The organism is Sphingomonas swuensis (genome assembly GCF_039538045.1).
Classification (GTDB): domain Bacteria; phylum Pseudomonadota; class Alphaproteobacteria; order Sphingomonadales; family Sphingomonadaceae; genus Sphingomicrobium; species Sphingomicrobium swuense.
Genome location: NZ_BAABBQ010000001.1, coordinates 595,022 through 612,951 on the forward strand (window position 1 = coordinate 595,022; position 17,930 = coordinate 612,951).

The 17,930-nt window shown below is 68.9% G+C and carries 13 protein-coding genes; 7 read left to right on the top strand and 6 right to left on the bottom strand.

The window, feature by feature from the left end:
• Positions 1–13 precede the first annotated feature (13 nt).
• The 4 genes from ABD727_RS03000 to sppA form a co-directional block, all read right to left on the bottom strand.
• Positions 14–1,876, bottom strand: a complete 1,863-nt coding sequence (locus tag ABD727_RS03000) for a sensor histidine kinase (RefSeq protein WP_344705905.1) — start codon at positions 1,874–1,876, stop codon at positions 14–16.
• 84 nt (positions 1,877–1,960) lie between these two features.
• Positions 1,961–2,257 carry an integration host factor subunit beta gene (locus ABD727_RS03005; protein WP_344705906.1) on the bottom strand — a complete coding sequence of 99 codons (297 nt, stop codon included), beginning with the start codon at positions 2,255–2,257 and terminating at the stop codon, positions 1,961–1,963.
• A 109-nt stretch (positions 2,258–2,366) separates the two neighbouring features.
• On the bottom strand, positions 2,367–4,073 hold the full coding sequence (gene rpsA / locus ABD727_RS03010) for a 30S ribosomal protein S1 (RefSeq protein WP_344705907.1): 1,707 nt from the start codon (positions 4,071–4,073) through the stop codon (positions 2,367–2,369).
• A 268-nt stretch (positions 4,074–4,341) separates the two neighbouring features.
• Entirely contained in the window at positions 4,342–6,204 is a 1,863-nt protein-coding gene (gene sppA, locus ABD727_RS03015) for a signal peptide peptidase SppA (RefSeq protein WP_344705908.1), read from the bottom strand.
• Between the two features lie 256 nt (positions 6,205–6,460).
• On the opposite strand from sppA, the gene ABD727_RS03020 reads away from it, so the two are divergent.
• The 3 genes from ABD727_RS03020 to groL all read left to right on the top strand — a co-directional run bounded on the left by ABD727_RS03020 (position 6,461) and on the right by groL (position 10,036).
• Positions 6,461–7,846, top strand: coding sequence for an MATE family efflux transporter (locus ABD727_RS03020; RefSeq protein ID WP_344705909.1), 1,386 nt, complete (start codon positions 6,461–6,463; stop codon positions 7,844–7,846).
• 159 nt (positions 7,847–8,005) lie between these two features.
• On the top strand, positions 8,006–8,293 hold the full coding sequence (groES, locus tag ABD727_RS03025; protein WP_344705910.1) for a co-chaperone GroES: 288 nt from the start codon (positions 8,006–8,008) through the stop codon (positions 8,291–8,293).
• Positions 8,294–8,389: 96 nt separating this feature from the next.
• Positions 8,390–10,036, top strand: a complete 1,647-nt coding sequence (groL, locus tag ABD727_RS03030) for a chaperonin GroEL (RefSeq protein WP_344705911.1) — start codon at positions 8,390–8,392, stop codon at positions 10,034–10,036.
• Between the two features lie 489 nt (positions 10,037–10,525).
• On the opposite strand, the gene ABD727_RS03035 is transcribed toward groL, so the two are convergent.
• Entirely contained in the window at positions 10,526–11,716 is a 1,191-nt protein-coding gene (locus tag ABD727_RS03035; RefSeq protein WP_344705912.1) for a hypothetical protein, read from the bottom strand.
• A 141-nt stretch (positions 11,717–11,857) separates the two neighbouring features.
• The gene (locus ABD727_RS03040; RefSeq protein ID WP_344705913.1) at positions 11,858–12,133 is read right to left on the bottom strand and encodes a hypothetical protein; all 276 of its coding nucleotides are present in this window, start codon (positions 12,131–12,133) and stop codon (positions 11,858–11,860) included.
• 201 nt (positions 12,134–12,334) lie between these two features.
• On the opposite strand from ABD727_RS03040, the gene ABD727_RS03045 reads away from it, so the two are divergent.
• From ABD727_RS03045 to metH, 4 genes are read left to right on the top strand one after another with little or no spacing between them, the layout of a single operon-like run.
• Complete coding sequence (locus ABD727_RS03045; protein WP_344705914.1) at positions 12,335–13,303, top strand: ArsR/SmtB family transcription factor; 969 nt, start codon at positions 12,335–12,337, stop codon at positions 13,301–13,303.
• Positions 13,300–14,229 (top strand): methylenetetrahydrofolate reductase [NAD(P)H], encoded by a 930-nt coding sequence (metF, locus tag ABD727_RS03050; RefSeq protein WP_344705915.1) that lies wholly within the window; start codon positions 13,300–13,302, stop codon positions 14,227–14,229. Before ABD727_RS03045 ends, metF begins: the two co-directional genes overlap by 4 nt.
• 1 nt (position 14,230) lies before the next feature.
• On the top strand, positions 14,231–15,256 hold the full coding sequence (locus ABD727_RS03055; protein WP_344705916.1) for a homocysteine S-methyltransferase family protein: 1,026 nt from the start codon (positions 14,231–14,233) through the stop codon (positions 15,254–15,256).
• A 20-nt stretch (positions 15,257–15,276) separates the two neighbouring features.
• Positions 15,277–17,916, top strand: coding sequence for a methionine synthase (gene metH / locus ABD727_RS03060; RefSeq protein WP_344705917.1), 2,640 nt, complete (start codon positions 15,277–15,279; stop codon positions 17,914–17,916).
• Positions 17,917–17,930: the final 14 nt, after the last annotated feature.

Consider the following 17,930-nt stretch of genomic DNA (forward strand, 5'->3'; position numbering starts at 1 on the left):
CGGGCGCGTGCGCTCAGTCGGCGGACTGGCGGAAGCGGCAGGTGAGTGACAGGCCATCGTCGCTCCACACGCGTGTGACCTTGCCGTCGAGCTGACGGGTAAGGCGGTCGATGAGCTTCGAGCCAAAGCCGCCGTCCGAGGCCGGCGCCGCCGGGGCGACGGGGTCTCCGCAATGCTCGCGCCAGGACAGCGCGACATTGCCGTCCTCGATGGTCCAGTCGACTGCGAGCTTGCCCCCGGGACTTGCCAGCGCGCCATATTTGGAGGCGTTGGTGGTGAGTTCGTGGAGGATCATGCCGACCGACACGGCGGCGTTGGATGAAAGCAGCACTTCCGGACCGCCGATCGCGAGCGCGTCCGAGCGGCCGCCGAACGGTCCGAGCTCGGCCTCGACCAGCTCGCTTAAGGTGGCGGCCTGGGGTCCGCTTCGAAGCAGCCCATAGGTCTTTCCGAGCGACTCCAGTCGGCTCGAGAAGGCGGCTTCGAACTGGGCCGGGTCGGAATGGCTGCGAAGGGTCGCGCGGGCGAGCGCCTGGACGGTCGCGAGGGTGTTCTTGATCCGGTGGTGAAGCTCGGCGTTGAGCAGCTGGAGCTGATCGTCGGCGTCCTTGCGATCGGTGACGTCGCGCGAGATCGACAGGATGCGCTCGACCGTGCCGTCCTCGGCCGTGATCGGAGCGACGCTGACGTCCCACCATTTGGGCGTCCCGGCGGCGGTCGGGCAGGCGGCATCGAAGCGCGAGCGGCGGCCCGCCACCGCCTCGGACAGCGCATGTTCGAGCAGCGGCGCGGCTTCGGCCGGCCACAGGTCGACCCAGCGCTTGCCTCGGATCGCCTCGAAGTCAGCGATGTCCATCAGCAGCTGGCCGTTGCTGTTCATGAAGCTGATCGTGCCGTCGGGTTCGATGACCTTGATGCAGTCGGGCGACGCGCCGAGCACCGAGACGAGGAACAGCCTGCTTTCGTTGAGGGCGAGATGCGCGAGCTTGGTCTCGGTGATGTCGCTGTCGATGCCGACCAGCCGGACCGGCTTGCCGTCCGCGTCCTGCACGACCTTGGCCTGGGTGAAGGTCCAGCGGATGCTGCCATCCTCGCGGACCATCCGGAACTCGACCCGATAGTCGCTGCCGGTGGCGAGCGCCCTGTCGAGCGCGGCTCGGACCCGGGGCTTGTCCTCGTCATGGACGAGTGCCCAGAAGCTGTCGAAATCGCCGCCGAAGTCGGCGACGCCGGCGAGCACGCCGAGCTGCTGGTCCCAGGTCACCTGGTTGGTGACGAGGTCCCAATCCCAGCAGGCATTGCGGCCGGCGGCGAGGGCGAGTCGGAGGCGCTCGCCGTCGAGGCTGGCGCGGCGCTCGAGCTCGACCAGCTCGGTGACGTCGATGTTGATGCCGACGAGGCGCGCGGCGCTTCCGTCCTCGTTGCGGACGATCCGCCCGCGGTCCTCGATCCAGCGCCAGCCGCCGGGCCCGACGATGCGGAAGCGGTGGTCGACGTCGCCATGATGCTGGAGCGCGTGGTCGGCGATCGCCTGGACCGCGGGGCGGTCGGCGGGGTGGATGGCGGCGAGCCAGCGTCCGAGCGTCGGCTGCTCGTCGAGCGGGAAGCCGTAGAGCGCGAGGGTCGAGGGCGACCAGTCGAGGGTGCCGGTGGCGAAGTCGAAGGTATAGGCCGAGACCCGGCCCGCTTCCTCGGCGAGGTGGAGCCATTCCTCGGCGCGGTGCAGCCGCCGCTCGACCGCGTGGCGCTTCTCGATGTCGTCGAGAAGGACCTTGAGCATCGCTCCGTCGGCCTCGCGCGCCTGCTCGGCACGGAGTTCGGCAAGCTCGGCCTCGAGTTCGGCGATACGGCTGGAGAGGGCAGGACTGCCGGTCATCGGCTCCGCAATGTCACATTGAGTGACGATGCCGCAATTGTATCAAAGCCCGTAGTCAAGATGATCCCGGGCACGTGAACCAGCCTATTCGGCGGTGACTTCGCTCAGGTTGAGACGCTCGCGCATCTCCTTGCCCGGCTTGAAATAGGGGACCTTCTTGGCGTCCACCTCGACCTGTTCGCCGGTGCGGGGATTGCGCCCGGTACGGGCATCGCGGCGGCGGGTGGAGAAGGCGCCGAAGCCGCGGAGTTCGACCCGGCCGCCCTGGGCGAGCTGCTCGGTGATCTGGTCGAACAGGCTGGACACCACCAGCTCGATGTCGCGCTGGGTGAGATCGGGAAAATCGTGGCAGAGCTTCTGCACCAGTTCCGACCGGATCATTGTCTCGTTCCCGCCCCTCTCGTTGGTCAACGGGCCCCCACCCGCGGGACACAAGCTGTCAGATGTGAGGTCCGACTGCAAGTGCCCGCGAAATGGGGGCTTTGCCGACTTACTTCTTGTTGGCACGCTCCAGAGCGGCGCCGAGGATGTCGCCGAGCGACGCACCCGAGTCCGACGAACCATACTGCGCCACGGCCTGCTTCTCCTCGGCGATCTGCATCGCCTTGATCGAGAAGGTCGGCTTCTTGGAGCGGTCGGTGCCGGTCACCTGGGCGTCGAACTTCTGGCCGACCTGGAAGCGCTCCGGACGCTGCTCGTCGCGGTCGCGGCCGAGATCCGAGCGCTTGATGAAGCCGGTGGGCCCATCGTCGCCGACCTGAACGGTGAGACCACCGTCCATGACCTCGAGCACGGTCACGGTCTTGACCTCGCCCTTGCGAGCGCCGTCGCCCGGAGTCGCGCCGGTCGCGACACCGCCGCGCTCGAGCTGCTTCATGCCGAGGCTGATGCGCTCCTTCTCGGCGTCGACGTCGAGCACGACCGCCTGGACGGTCTCACCCTTGCGGTGAAGCGCAAGCGCTTCCTCGCCCGACACGCCCCAGGCGATGTCCGACATGTGGACCATGCCGTCGACGTCGCCGTCGAGACCGATGAACAGGCCGAATTCGGTGGCGTTCTTGACTTCGCCCTCGACCTGGCTGCCGACCGGGTGCTTCTCGGCGAAGTCGCTCCACGGGTTGGTCTGGGCCTGCTTGAGGCCGAGGCTGATGCGGCGCTTCTCGCCGTCGACCTCGAGGACCTTGACGTCGACTTCCTGCGAAGTGCTGACGATCTTGCCCGGGTGGACGTTCTTCTTGGTCCAGCTCATCTCGGAGACGTGGACGAGGCCCTCGATGCCCGGCTCGAGCTCGACGAAAGCACCATATTCGGTGATGTTCGTCACGCGGCCCTGGAACACGCCGCCGACCGGATACTTGGCCTGCGCGCCTTCCCACGGATCGCTCTCGAGCTGCTTCATGCCGAGGCTGATGCGCTGGGTCTCGCGGTTGATGCGGATGATCTGCACCTTCACGGTGGCGCCGATCTCGAGCACCTCCGAGGGGTGGTTGACGCGCTTGTAGCTGATGTCGGTGACGTGCAGCAGGCCGTCGATCCCGCCGAGGTCGACGAAGGCGCCGTAGTCGGTGATGTTCTTGACCACGCCCTCGATGATCTGGCCCTCGGCCAGGCTCTGGATGAGGCCCGAACGCTGCTCGGCGCGGGTTTCCTCGAGGATGGCGCGGCGCGACACGACGATGTTGCCGCGGCGGCGGTCCATCTTCAGCACCTGGAACGGCTGCGGCAGGTCCATCAGCGGCTGCACGTCGCGGACCGGGCGGATGTCGACCTGGCTGCCGGGGAGGAAGGCGACGGCGCCGCCGAGGTCGACGGTGAAGCCGCCCTTGACGCGGCCGAAGATCACGCCCTCGACGCGGTTGCCAGCGGCGAACTCACCCTCGAGCTTGTCCCAGGCGGCTTCGCGGCGGGCGCGGTCGCGGCTGAGCATCGCTTCGCCCTGCGAGTTCTCGACGCGGTCAACATAGACTTCGACCTGGTCGCCGACCTTGAGCTCGGCCTTCTGGCCGGGGGCGGCGAACTCGCGCAGGGGAACGCGGCCTTCGCTCTTGAGACCGACGTCGATGACCGCGAGGTCATTCTCGATGGCGGTGACGGTGCCCTGGACGACGCGGCCCTCGAAGGCCTCGTTCTCGCCACCAAGGCTTTCGTTGAGGAGGGCCGCGAAATCGTCGCGGGTCGGCTGTGCGGCTGTCGCCATAGGAAAAGGGTCGTCCTTCAAAAGCTCGGTCGGTTTGCCGCCAGCCGCCCGGTTGGGGGCGGCTTTCCATCAGGCGGGCCTGGCAAGCGTTGGTTCGTTGTTCGCCGCGCCGACCTCATGCCGACGGACGAGCCGTTCCGGACGCGGGTGCGGCAAACCGACCGGACCGAGCGCCTGCCTCCCGAAGACGGGGGACGATGAGCAGCTGAGCGGACGGCTTCCCCGCGATTGCGCCCGGAAAGACGGCCGGCCCCTTAGCGCGAACGCCTCACGAGAGCAAGGCGAGGAGGGTGGCGAGCCAGCCCTGGCGGGGGGTCGGAGCCGAGGAGCGCGTCTCCGGGGTGCCGCAGGCGAGGCAGCGGGCCTGGATGGTCGGGCCCGAGAGCAGCAGCTCGGCCTCGCGCAGCGCCGCCAGCGCGACGAGGTCGGGCTGGGCGCGGAGCGACGCGAAGGGGTCGTCCTCGGAGGCCGAATCCTCGTCGTCGTCGCGGAGCAGCCCGGCGAGCTCGGCCTGCCAGCCCTTCTTGCGCTCGAGCCAGGTGATCCCGCGATTGTCCTCGTCGAGCCTGGCCAGTTCGGCCGCCTTGGCGATCGCCTCGTCCATCCCGCCGAACTGGTCGACGAGCCCGATCTGGCGCGCCTGGCCGCCCGACCAGACCCGTCCCTGGCCGATCGCGTCCACCTGCTGCGGGGTCTTGCGGCGGGCCTCGGCGACGATCCCGAGGAACTTGCCGTAGATGCTCTCGACCCCGAGCTGGACCAGTTGCCCGGCCTCGGGCGAGGGGCCCTTGAGAAGGTCGGGCTCGCCCGACAGCGGGGTGGTCTTGACCCCGTCGGCGGCGATCCCGAGCTTGCTGAGCGAACCCTGGAAGCTCGGAAGGATCCCGAACACGCCGATCGAGCCGGTGATGGTCGAGGGCTCGGCGAAGACATGCTGCGCCGCGGTCGAGACCCAATAGCCGCCGGACGCCGCGACATTGCCCATCGAGGCGACCACCGGGATATTCTTCTGGCGCGCCTGGAGCAGCGCCTGGCGGATCCGCTCCGAGGCGAGCGCCGAGCCGCCGGGCGAGTCGATCCGCACCACCAGCGCCTTGATCTTGCCGCCGCGGATGCCCTTCTCGATCGCCTCGGCGATGCTGTCGCCGCCCGCGGTGCCGAGCCCGGCGCGGCCGTCGACGATATTGCCGGCAACGGTGACGACGCCGATCGGGCCGCTCGTGTCCTGCTTGACCTCGGCGGCGATGTAGCGGTCGAGGCGGATCCGCTTGTAGCCGCCGCGAAGCTTGTCGTCGGCGCCGCCAAGCTCGGCGAGGCGGGCCTCGAAGGCGCGCTTCTCGCCGACCTTGTCGACCAGCTTCGCCTGGACCGCGGCGCGGGCGAAGTCGCCCCCGGCGGCCTGGACCAGCTGGACCGGACCGCGCAGCGCGGCCTCGACATTGGCCTGCGGACGCGCCCGGCGGACGTCGTCGCGCCAGGTCTCGAACAGCGAGCCGGCGAGCGCCTGCGCATTCTCGCGGGCCTCGGGGCTCATGTCTGAGCGGGTGAAGGGCTCGACCGCGCTCTTGAACTTGCCGACCTTGTAGACGTTCGCGGTGACCCCGAGCTTGTCGAGCAGCCCGGCGAAATAGAGGTTGTTGCCGCCGGGGCCCATCAGCTGGACGGTGCCCATCGGGTTGAGCCACACCTCGCCGGCATGGGCGGCGAGCTGATAGCCGTCGTCGCTGTAGCCGGTGGCGTAGGCGAGCACCGGCTTGCCCGCGCGCTTCAGCTCGCCGAGGCTGTCGCCGAGGTCGGCGATGACGGTCTGACCGGCGGAGAAGCCGTCGAGATCGAGCGCGACCGCCTTGACCCGCTCGTCGGTACGGGCGCGGAGCAGGGCGGCACGGACGTCGCGGAGCGCGACCGGGCGCGGTCCCGCGCTTCCGCCGACCGCGGCGAAGCCTTCCTCGGCCGGCTGCTCGACGACTCCGCCCGACAGGTCGAGCATCAGCACGCCGTCGCTGACGGTGGGGGCGGGACGGGCATTGAGCAGGGCATAGAGCCCGGCGAAGAACAGGATCATGAAGAGCAGGACGAGCGCGTCCTTGACCCCTACCAGCAGTCCCCAGATCGCCTTCGCCACGCGCATGCTTGTGTCCTTCGTTGTTGCCGGGGTTGATAGGGGAGGGGTGGGAAGAGGGGAAGCGGCGTTCGTCGAAGGGGCGGGGTGGCTCGATCGCGGGAGGGAGCTGGGGCTCCGGGCGGCTGGGCCCCGCCTCCGCCGGGACGACCTTCGTGGACCCCTTTCAATGCTCGGCAGTGCCTCGTGATTCCCCCTGCATTGCTGCGCGACGGGGAGGTGCTGGCGGGTTGCTCCCAATGCCGCCCATCCCTACCGCGCGGCGATGCCCGTCCTGGTCGAAGCCCCCAAGAGCACCCGCGAGGAAGTGTCGGCCATGCTCCGGCTGGCGTGGCCGCTGGTACTCGCCAACCTGGCGGGGATCGCGATCACCACCACCGACGTGCTGATGCTCGGCCGGCTGGGCGCGCGCGAGCTCGCCTCCTCGGCGCTGGCGGTCAACCTCTACAGCCTGGTGATGTTCAGCGGCACCGGCCTCGCGGTCGGCGCCGCGCCGCTGATCGCGGCCGCGCTCGGGCGGCGGCGGCACGCGATCCGCGACAGTCGGCGGACCTTCCGAATGGGGATCTGGCTGGTCGGCGTCTACTGCCTCGCCGGCTGGCTGCTGCTGTGGAACAGCGAGCGGCTGTTCCTGCTGCTCGGGCAGGACCCGGTCCTGTCGGAAGGCGCGGGACGGTTCGCCCGGGTGCTGATGTGGGCGCTGCTGCCGGCGTTGCTGGTGGCGCTGTTCCGGACCGCGCTGACCGCCTTCGACCGGACGCTGGTGGCGCTCGCGGTGGCGCTCGGCGGGGTGGCGGTGAACGCCGTGCTCAACTGGATGCTGATCTTCGGCTACTGGGGTGCGCCGGCGCTCGGGCTGACCGGGTCGGCGCTGGCGAGCCTAATCACGACCCTGCTGATGGCGCTTGCGATGGGGCTGGTGCTGCACCGTTCGCGCACCTTCCGGCGGATGCACCTGTTCGGGCGCTGGTGGCGGTTCGACCGCCAGCGTTTCGTCGAACTTGCCAAGGTCGGGGTTCCGATCGGGATCGTCTGGGCGTTCGAGGTCAGCGTCTTTTCCTGCGCGGTGTTCCTGATGGGGCTGATCGACACGACCTCGGTCGCGGCGCACGTCATCGCGCTCCAGCTCGCCAGCGTCAGCTTCATGGTCCCGCTCGGCCTTGCGCAGGCGGTGACGGTGCGGATCGGGATCGCCTATGGCGCGGGCGACCGGGCCTGGGTCGGGCTTGCCGGCAAGGTCGCACTGGCAGTCGCGATGGCCTTCATGAGCGTGGCGGCGAGCATCATCTGGCTGTTCCCGGGCGAGCTTGCCGGGCTGTTCCTGTCCGAAGGGCGCCCGGAGAATGCCGCGGTGCTGGCGCTGGCGGTCAAGTTCCTGCTGATCGCGGCGGTGTTCCAGCTCGCCGACGGGGCGCAGGTGGTCGGCGCGGCGATGCTCCGCGGGCTCCAGGACACGCGCGTGCCGATGCTCTACGCCGCCTTCGGCTACTGGGCGGTCGGGCTTGGGAGCGGGGTCGGCCTCGCCTTCGGTGCCGGCTGGCGCGGCGAGGGCATCTGGACCGGGCTCGCGCTCGGGCTGGCGGTGGTCAGCGTGCTGATGCTGTGGCGCTGGTCGCGGCGCGAGAAGCTGGGGCTGGTCGAGGCGCGCTGAGGCAAGCCAAAAGGTGGTCCGCCTTCGTCTTGCGGAAAAATGAACAACAGGCCGTTGACGGCGGAAAACCCCCCACCCATATGCCCGATCATCGCTGGCACTCTCTTCGAGCGAGTGCCAGCGTGAACCATTCACATGAGCAACATGAGGGGCTTACACATGGCTTTCAGGCCGCTTCACGATCGCGTTCTGGTCCGTCGGACCGAGGCCGAGGCGAAGACCGCGGGCGGGATCATCATCCCCGACACCGCCAAGGAAAAGCCGCAGGAAGGCGAAGTCGTCGCCGTCGGCACCGGTGCCCGTTCGGACACCGGCACGATCACTCCGCTGGAGGTCAAGGCCGGCGACAAGATCCTGTTCGGCAAGTGGTCGGGCACCGAGGTCAAGGTCGGCGGCGAGGACCTGATCATCATGAAGGAAAGCGACATCCTCGGGATCGTCGGCTGACTTCATGACCCGATCCCCGACCAAGGTCGGGACCCGGACTTCTTCTAACAGCTGGACCCCGGCCTTCGCCGGGGCACAATCAAGGGATCTGCCAACATGGCTTCCAAGGACGTAAAATTCGGCCGCGACGCGCGTGAGCGCATCCTGCGCGGCGTCGACATCCTCGCCGACGCGGTCAAGGTGACCCTCGGGCCCAAGGGCCGCAACGTCGTCATCGACAAGAGCTTCGGCGCGCCGCGCATCACCAAGGACGGCGTCACCGTCGCCAAGGAGATCGAGCTCAAGGACAAGTTCGAGAACATGGGCGCGCAGATGCTGCGCGAAGTGGCCTCGAAGACCAACGACCTCGCCGGCGACGGCACCACCACCGCCACCGTTCTCGCCCAGGCGATCGTCCGCGAGGGCATGAAGTCGGTCGCGGCCGGAATGAACCCGATGGACCTGAAGCGGGGCATCGACCTCGCCGTCAGCAAGGTCGTCGAGGACATCAAGGCGCGCTCCAAGCCCGTCGCCAACTCGGGCGAAGTCGCCCAGGTCGGAATCATCTCGGCCAACGGCGATCGTGAAGTCGGCGAGAAGATCGCCGAGGCGATGGACAAGGTCGGCAAGGAAGGCGTCATCACCGTCGAGGAGGCCAAGGGCCTCGAGTTCGAGCTGGACGTCGTCGAGGGCATGCAGTTCGACCGCGGCTACCTGTCGCCCTACTTCATCACCAACCCCGAGAAGATGCAGGTCGAGCTTTCCGACCCCTACATCCTCATCCACGAGAAGAAGCTCTCGAACCTCCAGGCGATGCTTCCGATCCTCGAGGCGGTCGTGCAGTCGGGTCGTCCGCTGCTGATCATCGCCGAGGACATCGAGGGCGAGGCGCTTGCGACCCTGGTCGTCAACAAGCTGCGCGGCGGCCTCAAGGTCGCGGCCGTCAAGGCGCCGGGCTTCGGTGATCGCCGCAAGGCGATGCTCGAGGACATCGCTATCCTGACCGGCGGCGAGATGATCTCGGAGGATCTCGGCATCAAGCTCGAGAACGTCACCGTGGGCATGCTCGGCACCGCCAAGCGCGTCACCATCGACAAGGACAACACCACGATCGTCGACGGTGCCGGCCAGAAGGAAGGCATCGAGGGCCGCGTCGCCGCGATCCGCCAGCAGATCGAGGTCACCTCGAGCGACTATGACCGCGAGAAGCTCCAGGAGCGCCTCGCCAAGCTCGCCGGCGGTGTCGCCGTGATCAAGGTCGGTGGTTCGACCGAGGTCGAGGTCAAGGAGCGTAAGGATCGCGTCGACGACGCGCTCCACGCGACCCGCGCCGCGGTCGAGGAAGGCATCGTCCCCGGCGGCGGTACCGCGCTCCTCTACGCGACCAAGGCGATCGAGGGCCTCAAGGGCCAGAACGACGACCAGACCCGCGGCGTCGACATCATCCGCAAGGCGCTCTACGCGCCGGTCCGCCAGATCGCGTCCAACGCCGGTCATGACGGTGCGGTGATCTCGGGCAAGCTCCTGGACGGTGGCGACACCAACCTCGGCTTCAATGCCCAGACCGACACCTACGAGAACCTGGTCGCGGCCGGCGTGATCGACCCGACCAAGGTCGTCCGCACCGCCCTCCAGGACGCGGCCTCGGTCGCCGGCCTGCTGATCACCACCGAAGCGGCGGTCAGCGAGCTTCCGGACGACAAGGGCTCGGCCGCCGGCGGCATGCCGGGCGGAATGGGCGGCATGGGCGGCATGGACTTCTAAGTCCGGCCACCAGCCAGTCAGTCAGGAAGGGCCGGGGGAGCGATCCCCCGGCCCTTTCATTTGGGGTCTGATGCGGATCCTGCTGCCGACCCCTCTCGCAATGCTGGCCATGGCGGGCTGCGCTCCCGGGCCGAAGGAACCCGCGGCGGCAGCGGCCTCGGTCGGCTGCCGGCCGGGCTCCGCGCCGGTCAGCACCGCGATCAGCCCCGACAGCGCGCGGCTCGAACCGTTCGTCTCCCCGTTCATCGAGCGGGTCGGGCAAGTCGAGGGCTTCAGCGACCTCTTCATCGAGCATGAGCCGCGCTGGCAGGTGGTCGCCACCTTCACCCGCCCGCCTCCACTGGAGACGGTGGCGCGGCTGGCCCCGGCCGAGATCCGCGACCGGATCGTGGTTCGGAGCGCCAAGCGGACCCGGGAGGATATCGCGGCGACGCGCGAGCGGATCGACGAGCGGTTGCGGGGCGCCAGCCTCGGCGGCTGGACCCACGGCTACAATCCCAGGACCGAATGCTTCGAGGTGACGGTGCCGACCGCCGCCGAGGTGGAGAGGGTGCGGGCACTGTTGCCGCCCGACACGCTCGCCGATGCCGACGTCAAGGTCGGAGCGGTGCCGATCCCGCTCTGAAGCTCAGCCAGCGCGCGGATCTCGGCGCGGAGGTCGCGAAAGGTCGGGTCCTCGAACAGGTCGCGCGCGCCGAGCAGGGCATCGAGCGTTTCGAGTTCGTCGAGGGCCCGCGGCCGGTTTCCGTCGGCGGCGGCGCTCGCGGCGCTCGCGGCGAGGTGCAAGGGGCGCATGTCCTCCTGCTCGACGACGAGGTCGGCGAGGAGCGCTCGGGCATGCTCCGGCCGGGCTTCGCGGGCGGCGGCGAGATAGGCATCGCAAAGGTCGAGCCATAGCGAGCCGCCATGGGCCGCGCGAAAGTCGTCGAGAATCCGGCGGGCAGGGGCGGGGTCGCCGCCACGGTCGAGCGCGATGCTGACGCGCAGGGCCTCGGCCGAGCGGCGGGCATCGGAGTCTGTCGAGGCGAGGGCTTCGTCCAGCATCCAGGCGGGCAGCTCGCGCAGGCGAAGCTGGTGGCGGACGAGCTCGTGGAGCATTTGGCTGGCGCGCCATTCGGGACTTGCTCGGCCACGGCCGGTGGCGAGATGCCAGAGGTGCGTGCCGTCGCTTTCGGCGAACTCCGACCGGTAGGGCAGCAGCGAAAGCAAAGCCGTCGCGAGCGAGAGGATGGCGAAGGCGCCGGCCATGTTATCGGCGCTGACGAGGAGGGGGAGGGCGCCGAACAGGCTTGCCGTGGGCCCGCCAGCCGTGAAGATGACTTCGCTCTCGCGAGTCCAGACCGTCGGCCGGGCCGGGAAGGCGATGACGAAGCCCCCGATGTCGGCCCTGCGCCGGGGCGGCACGTAGACGAGCTGGCGATTGGCGAGATGATAGCCGAGTGGCCCCGCCGCGACCGCCAGGATGCGCCATCCAACCACCAGCGCGCCGAGGGCATGCCCGGCTTCATGGAGCAGCAGCGCGGCCCCGAAGAGAGGCAGCAACAGGACGATATGGAGAAGCGGCTCGGGCGCGTTCGCCAGCAAGGTGCGCGCGGCGAACAGGCCCGCGACCATCCAGCCGGCAGCGGTCAGCAGGCGCCAGGCCTTGTCCTCGCTGCCTTGATCCTTGGCTTCGCTCATGGTCGCCGCTTCCGCCATCGAGGACGGAGGCTAGCAGGCAGGCCAATGCAGCGGGTTAACGCGAACGGGACCGACAAAGGAAAAGGGCCGCCCGGTCGCCCGGACGGCCCTTCCCTTTGCCTTGTTCAGGCGTCGTGGGGCTTACTGACCCGCGACGTTGTCCTGGCCGTTGGCGACGTCCTCAGCGGTGTTCTCGACAGCGTTGCCGGCGTTCGACAGGCTGTTGCCAGCGGCGTCGAGGGCGTTGTCGGTGGCGGCGCCGAGGTTGTCGGTGGCGTTCAGGGCCGAGTTGGTGTCGGCGGCAGCTTCGGTCTCGATGGTGTTCTCGGTCGAGACGTTGTTGTCCGGAGCATTGTCCTGGCAAGCCGCGAGGCCGAGACCCAGAACCGCGACGGCGGCGAGAGCGATCTTCTTCATATCGGTTTCCATCCCTTTGTTTATGAAGCCCTTCTCTCCCCTTGAGTTGAGAGAGTGGCCCAAGCGACCACCCCATATTTGGGTCTGGCCAGCGCGCGGATTTAGGTGAGAGTCGACCCCTGCGCAATTCTCATTTGCGACGAACCGAAAAAGGGGCGGTCAAGGGTTGCTGATATAAAGATATCTTTATATCGTTAAATCATGGTCCAAGCCCTTCCTCTCGCCGACCTCTTCCAGGCGCTCGCCGATGCCAGCCGGCTTCGGCTGCTTGCGCTTCTGCGCGAGATGGAGCTGACCGTCGGCGAACTTGCGCAGGTGCTCGGGCAGAGCCAGCCGCGGGTCAGCCGCCACCTCAAGATCATGGCCGACGCGGGGATCATCGAGCGCCGCAAGGAAGGCAGCTGGGTGTTCCTCCAGCTCGGCCGGCCCGAACTGGTCGAGCCGCTGTTCGCGCTGATCGGCGCGGCCGCCGACGGGGCAGCCGAGCGCCAGTTCGAGGCCGATCGCACCCGGCTGACGGCAGTACGCGCCGACCGGGCCGAGGCCGCCGCGCGCTATTTCACCGCCCATGCCGCCGAATGGGACCAGATCCGCTCGCTCCACATCGCCGAGAGCGAGGTCGAAGCGGCGATCCTCGAGGCGGTCGGGGAGGGCGCGATCGACCGGCTGGTCGACGTCGGCACCGGGACCGGGCGGATGATCGAGCTGTTCGGCGCTCAGGCCCGGCAGAGCATCGGGATCGACCGTTCGACCGAAATGCTGCGGCTGGCGCGGGTCAAATTGGAGACGGCGGGAATCCAGGCGGTCTCGCTGCGCCAGGGCGACATGTACGCGCTTCCGCTGCCCGACGGTGAGGCCGACGTCGTCCTCCTCCACCAGGTGCTTCATTATGCCCATTCGCCGGCCTCGGCGATCCGCGAGGGCGCGCGGTTGCTGCGCGCCGGCGGACGGTTGCTGGTGATCGACTTCGCGCCGCACGAGCGCGAGGAATTGCGCGACTCGGCGCAGCACGCCCGGCTCGGCTTCGCCGACGAGGCAGTGATCGGCTGGCTCGAGGAAGCGGGACTGGAGGGGCGCGTGGTGCGTCACCTCGCGGGGGGCGAACTGACGGTGACCTTGTGGGCCGGGAGCCTGCCCGAGGCCACGGCAAGCCGGAGGAAGGCCGCATGACCCGTTCCGCACTCGCCTCGGTGCCGCTTCCCGCGGCCGAGCCGCCCCCGCTGTTCGCCCATGCCCGCGGCGACATCGACGTCAGCTTCGAATTCTTCCCGCCCAAGACCGAGGCGATGAGCGAAACCCTGTGGCGCTCGATCCAGATGCTCGCGCCGCCGTGCCCGAGGTTCGTCTCGGTGACCTATGGCGCGGGCGGTTCGACCCGCGAGCGGACCCACCAGACGGTGGCCCGGATCGCATCGGAAACAAGCCTTCCGGCCGCCGCGCACCTCACCTGCGTCGACGCCAGCCGGGCCGAGATCGACGAGATCGCGCGGCGCTACTGGGAAGCGGGCGTGCGGCATATCGTGGCGCTTCGCGGCGATCCCCCCGAGGAAGGGCGCGACTATGCGCCGCGGCCTGACGGCTATGCCGATGCGGCGGCGCTGGTCGCGGGCCTGAAGGAGGTCGCGCCATTCGAGATCTCGGTCGCCTGCTATCCCGAGGTCCACCCGCAGGCGCACTGCCCGGACAGCGACCTCGACAACCTCAAACGCAAGGTCGACGCCGGCGCCGACCGCGCGATCAGCCAGTTCTTCTTTTCGGCCGACGCCTTCTTCCGCTTTCGCGACCGGGCGGCGGCGGCGGGGATCGACGCCGAGATCGTCCCCGGCATCCTGCCGGTCAGCAACGTCGCCCAGACCCGCAAGTTCGCCGGGCTGTGCGGGGCCGAGATCCCGGGCTGGATGGACGCGATGTTCGAGGGGCTCGACAGCCTTCCGGCGGCGCGCCAGCTGATCGCCGCGAGCCTCGCCGCCGAACTGTGCGGCCAGCTCTATGCCGGCGGGATCCGCCACTTCCACTTCTACACCTTGAACAGGGCCGAACTCGCTTATGCCACCTGCTCGGCGTCCGTGCGCCGTGCGAAGCCGCTGAGGCGCTGAAATGAGCCTGGCCGATCACTTCCGCGCCGAGGCGGCGCGACGCATCCTGGTCAAGGACGGGGCGTTCGGGACCGCGATCCAGGGAGCGGGGCTGACCGAGGCCTGCTACCGCGGCGAGCTCACCCTCAACCATGACCAGAAGGGCAACAACGACCTTCTCAACCTGACCCGGCCCGAACTAATCAAGTCGATCGCTCGCGGCTATGCCGAGGCCGGGGCGGACGTGCTCGGGACCAACAGCTTCAACGCCAACCGGATCAGCCAGGCCGACTATGGCGCCGAGCATCTGGTCCGCGACATCAACGTCGCCGCCGCCAGGATCGTCCGCGAGGTGGCCGACGAGGCCGAGGCGGAAGACGGCGCCAAGCGCTATGTCGCGGGCGCGCTCGGGCCGACCAACAAGACGCTGTCGCTGTCGCCCGACGTCAACGATCCCGCCTATCGCGAGGTCGACTTCGACCATGTCCGGGGCATCTACCGCGAGCAGTGCGAGGCGCTGCTCGAGGGCGGCGCCGACTTCATCCTGATCGAGACGGTGTTCGATACGCTGAACGCCAAGGCGGCGATCCACGCCGCGCTCGGACTGGCGCCGATCATGATCTCCATGACCCTGACCGACCTGTCGGGCCGCAACCTCAGCGGGCATACGGTCGAGGCCTTCTGGGCGAGCGTGCGGCATGCGAAGCCGCTGACCATCGGGCTGAACTGCAGCTTCGGCGCGGCGCAGCTCCGGCCTCATCTCGCGGCGCTCAGCCGGCAGGCGGACACGCTGGTCATGGCCTATCCCAATGCGGGCCTGCCGAACGATCTCGGCGCCTATGACGAGGCTGCCGAGGAGACCGCCGCGCAGGTCGGCGAGTGGGTGAGGGACGGGCTGGTCAATGTCGTCGGCGGCTGCTGCGGGACGACTCCGGCGCATATCGCGGCGATCGCCGGAACGGTGCGCGGATCGAGCGCACGGGCGGTTCCCGAAGCGTCGGGCCGGACGGTCCTGGCGGGGCTCGAGCCGATGGTGCTTGCGGCGTGAGTGGAACTGGTGGTGCAAGCGTGACAAGCCCTCCCCCGACCCCTCCCGCAGGCGGGAGGGGAGGATCGTTCGTCAACATCGGCGAGCGGACCAATGTGACCGGCTCGGCGAAGTTCAAGAAGCTGATCCTGTCGGGCGACTATGACGCCGCGGTCGAGGTCGCGCGCGACCAGGTCGAGAATGGCGCGCAGGTGATCGACGTCAACATGGACGAGGCGCTGCTCGACAGCGAGGCGGCCATGACCATCTTCCTCAAGCGGATCGCGGCCGAGCCCGACATCGCGCGGGTGCCGGTGATGATCGACAGCTCCAAGTGGAGCGTGATCCTGGCGGGCCTCAAGTGCGTGTCGGGCAAGCCGATCGTCAACTCGATCAGCCTCAAGGAAGGCGAGGCGCCGTTCCTTGAGCAGGCGCGGACCGCGCGGGCGTTCGGCGCGGCGGTGGTGGTGATGGCGTTCGACGAGGTCGGACAGGCCGACACGGCGGAGCGCAAGGTCGAGATCTGCGGGCGGGCCTATGACCTGCTGACGGGCGACGGCTTCCCGCCCGAGGACATCATCTTCGACCCCAACGTCTTCGCGGTGGCGACCGGGATCGACGAGCATCGCCGCTATGCGCTTGACTTCATCGAGGCGTGCCGGGCGATCCGCGCACGCTGCCCCGGGGCGCATCTCTCGGGCGGGCTGTCGAACCTCAGCTTTTCGTTCCGCGGCAACGAGCCGGTGCGGCGGGCGATGCACTCGGTGTTCCTCTACCATGCGATTCCCGCCGGGCTCGACATGGCGATCGTCAACGCCGGGCAGCTCGACGTCTACGACGCGATCGACCCCGAGCTGAGGAACGCCTGCGAGGACGTGATCCTCGACCGCAACGAGGAGGCGACCGAGGCGCTGATCGCGATCGCCGAGCGCTTCCGCGGGACCGACGCGGCGGTCGAGGTGGCGCAGGCGGCATGGCGCAGCTGGCCGGTCCGCGAGCGCCTCGCCCATGCGCTGGTCAAGGGCATCGACGCGCACATCGTCGACGACACCGAGGAAGCGCGGCACACGGTCAAGCGGCCGATCGAGGTGATCGAGGGCCCGCTGATGGACGGGATGAACATCGTCGGCGACCTGTTCGGGTCGGGCAAGATGTTCCTCCCCCAGGTGGTCAAGTCGGCACGGGTGATGAAGAAGGCGGTGGCGCATTTGCTGCCCTTCATCGAGGCCGAGAAGCAGGCGGGCGAGAGCGCCGGCAAGGGCCGGGTCGTGATGGCGACGGTCAAGGGCGACGTTCACGACATCGGCAAGAACATCGTCGGCGTGGTCCTGCAATGCAACGGCTTCGAGGTGATTGACCTTGGCGTCATGACGCCGTGGCCCAAGATCCTCGAGGCGGCGAACGAGAACAAGGCCGACATGATCGGCCTGTCGGGGCTGATCACGCCGAGCCTCGACGAGATGGTGACCGTGGCCGAGGAGATGGAGCGGGCGGGGATGATCCGGCCGCTGCTGATCGGCGGGGCGACCACCAGCCGGGCGCATACCGCGCTGAGGATCGCGCCGCGCTATTCGGGGCCGGTGATCCACGTGCTCGACGCCAGCCGCGCGGTCGGCGTGGCAAGCGCACTGGTCAGCGACGGGCCGCAGAAGTCCGAGCTGATCGGGCGCACCGCGAGCGACTATCAGCAGCTCCGCGAGCAGCGTGAGGGGCGCGGGCAGAGCGACCTGTCGCCGCTGGCCGAGGCCCGTCGCAACCGCTTCGACGGCGATTCGGCAGGACCAATGCCGCGGCCGCGCGCACCGGGCCTGCACCGGTTCGACCAGTGGGACCTCGCCGATCTCCGCCAGGTGATCGACTGGACGCCGTTCTTCCGCGCCTGGGAGCTGCACGGCACCTATCCCGCGATCCTCGACGATGCGGTGGTCGGCAAGGAAGCGCGGACGCTGTTCCACGATGCCGAGGCGATGCTCGACCGGATCATCGAGGAGCAGTGGCTAGTCGCGAGGGGCGCCATCGGGCTGTGGCCGGCGCGGCGCGACGGGGATGATGTCGTCGTCACTCCTGGTCCGCAGGCGGGAGGGGAGCCGGATGTCCGCCTGCCGTTCCTCCGCCAGCAGGTGAAGAAGCGCGAGGGGCGGGCGAACATGTGCCTTGCCGACTTCATTGCGGAGGAGGGCGACTGGCTCGGCGGCTTCGCGGTCGCGATCCACGGGATCGAGCCGCATCTCGAGCGCTTCAAGGCGGCGCACGACGATTACAGCGATATCCTCTTGAAGAGTCTCGCCGACCGGCTGGCCGAGGCCTTCGCCGAGCGGCTGCACCAGCACGTCCGGACCGAGCTTTGGGGCTATGCGCCGGGCGAGAACTGCACGAACGAGGAGCTGATCCGCGAGCGCTACCAGGGCATCCGGCCGGCTCCGGGCTATCCGGCCTGTCCCGACCACAGCCTCAAGCCGATTCTGATGGGGCTGCTCGGGAGCGACGCGGCGGGGATCCGGCTGACCGAGAGCTTCGCCATGCTTCCCGCCTCGGCGGTGTCGGGCTTCTACTTCGCGCATCCGGACAGCGCCTATTTCGGAGTCGCGCGGATCGGGCAGGACCAGCTCGAGGAATATGCGGCGCGGCGCGGGGTCGATATCGAGACGGCGTCGCGGTGGCTTCGGCCCAACCTCGACTGAGGACCGTATCGCGC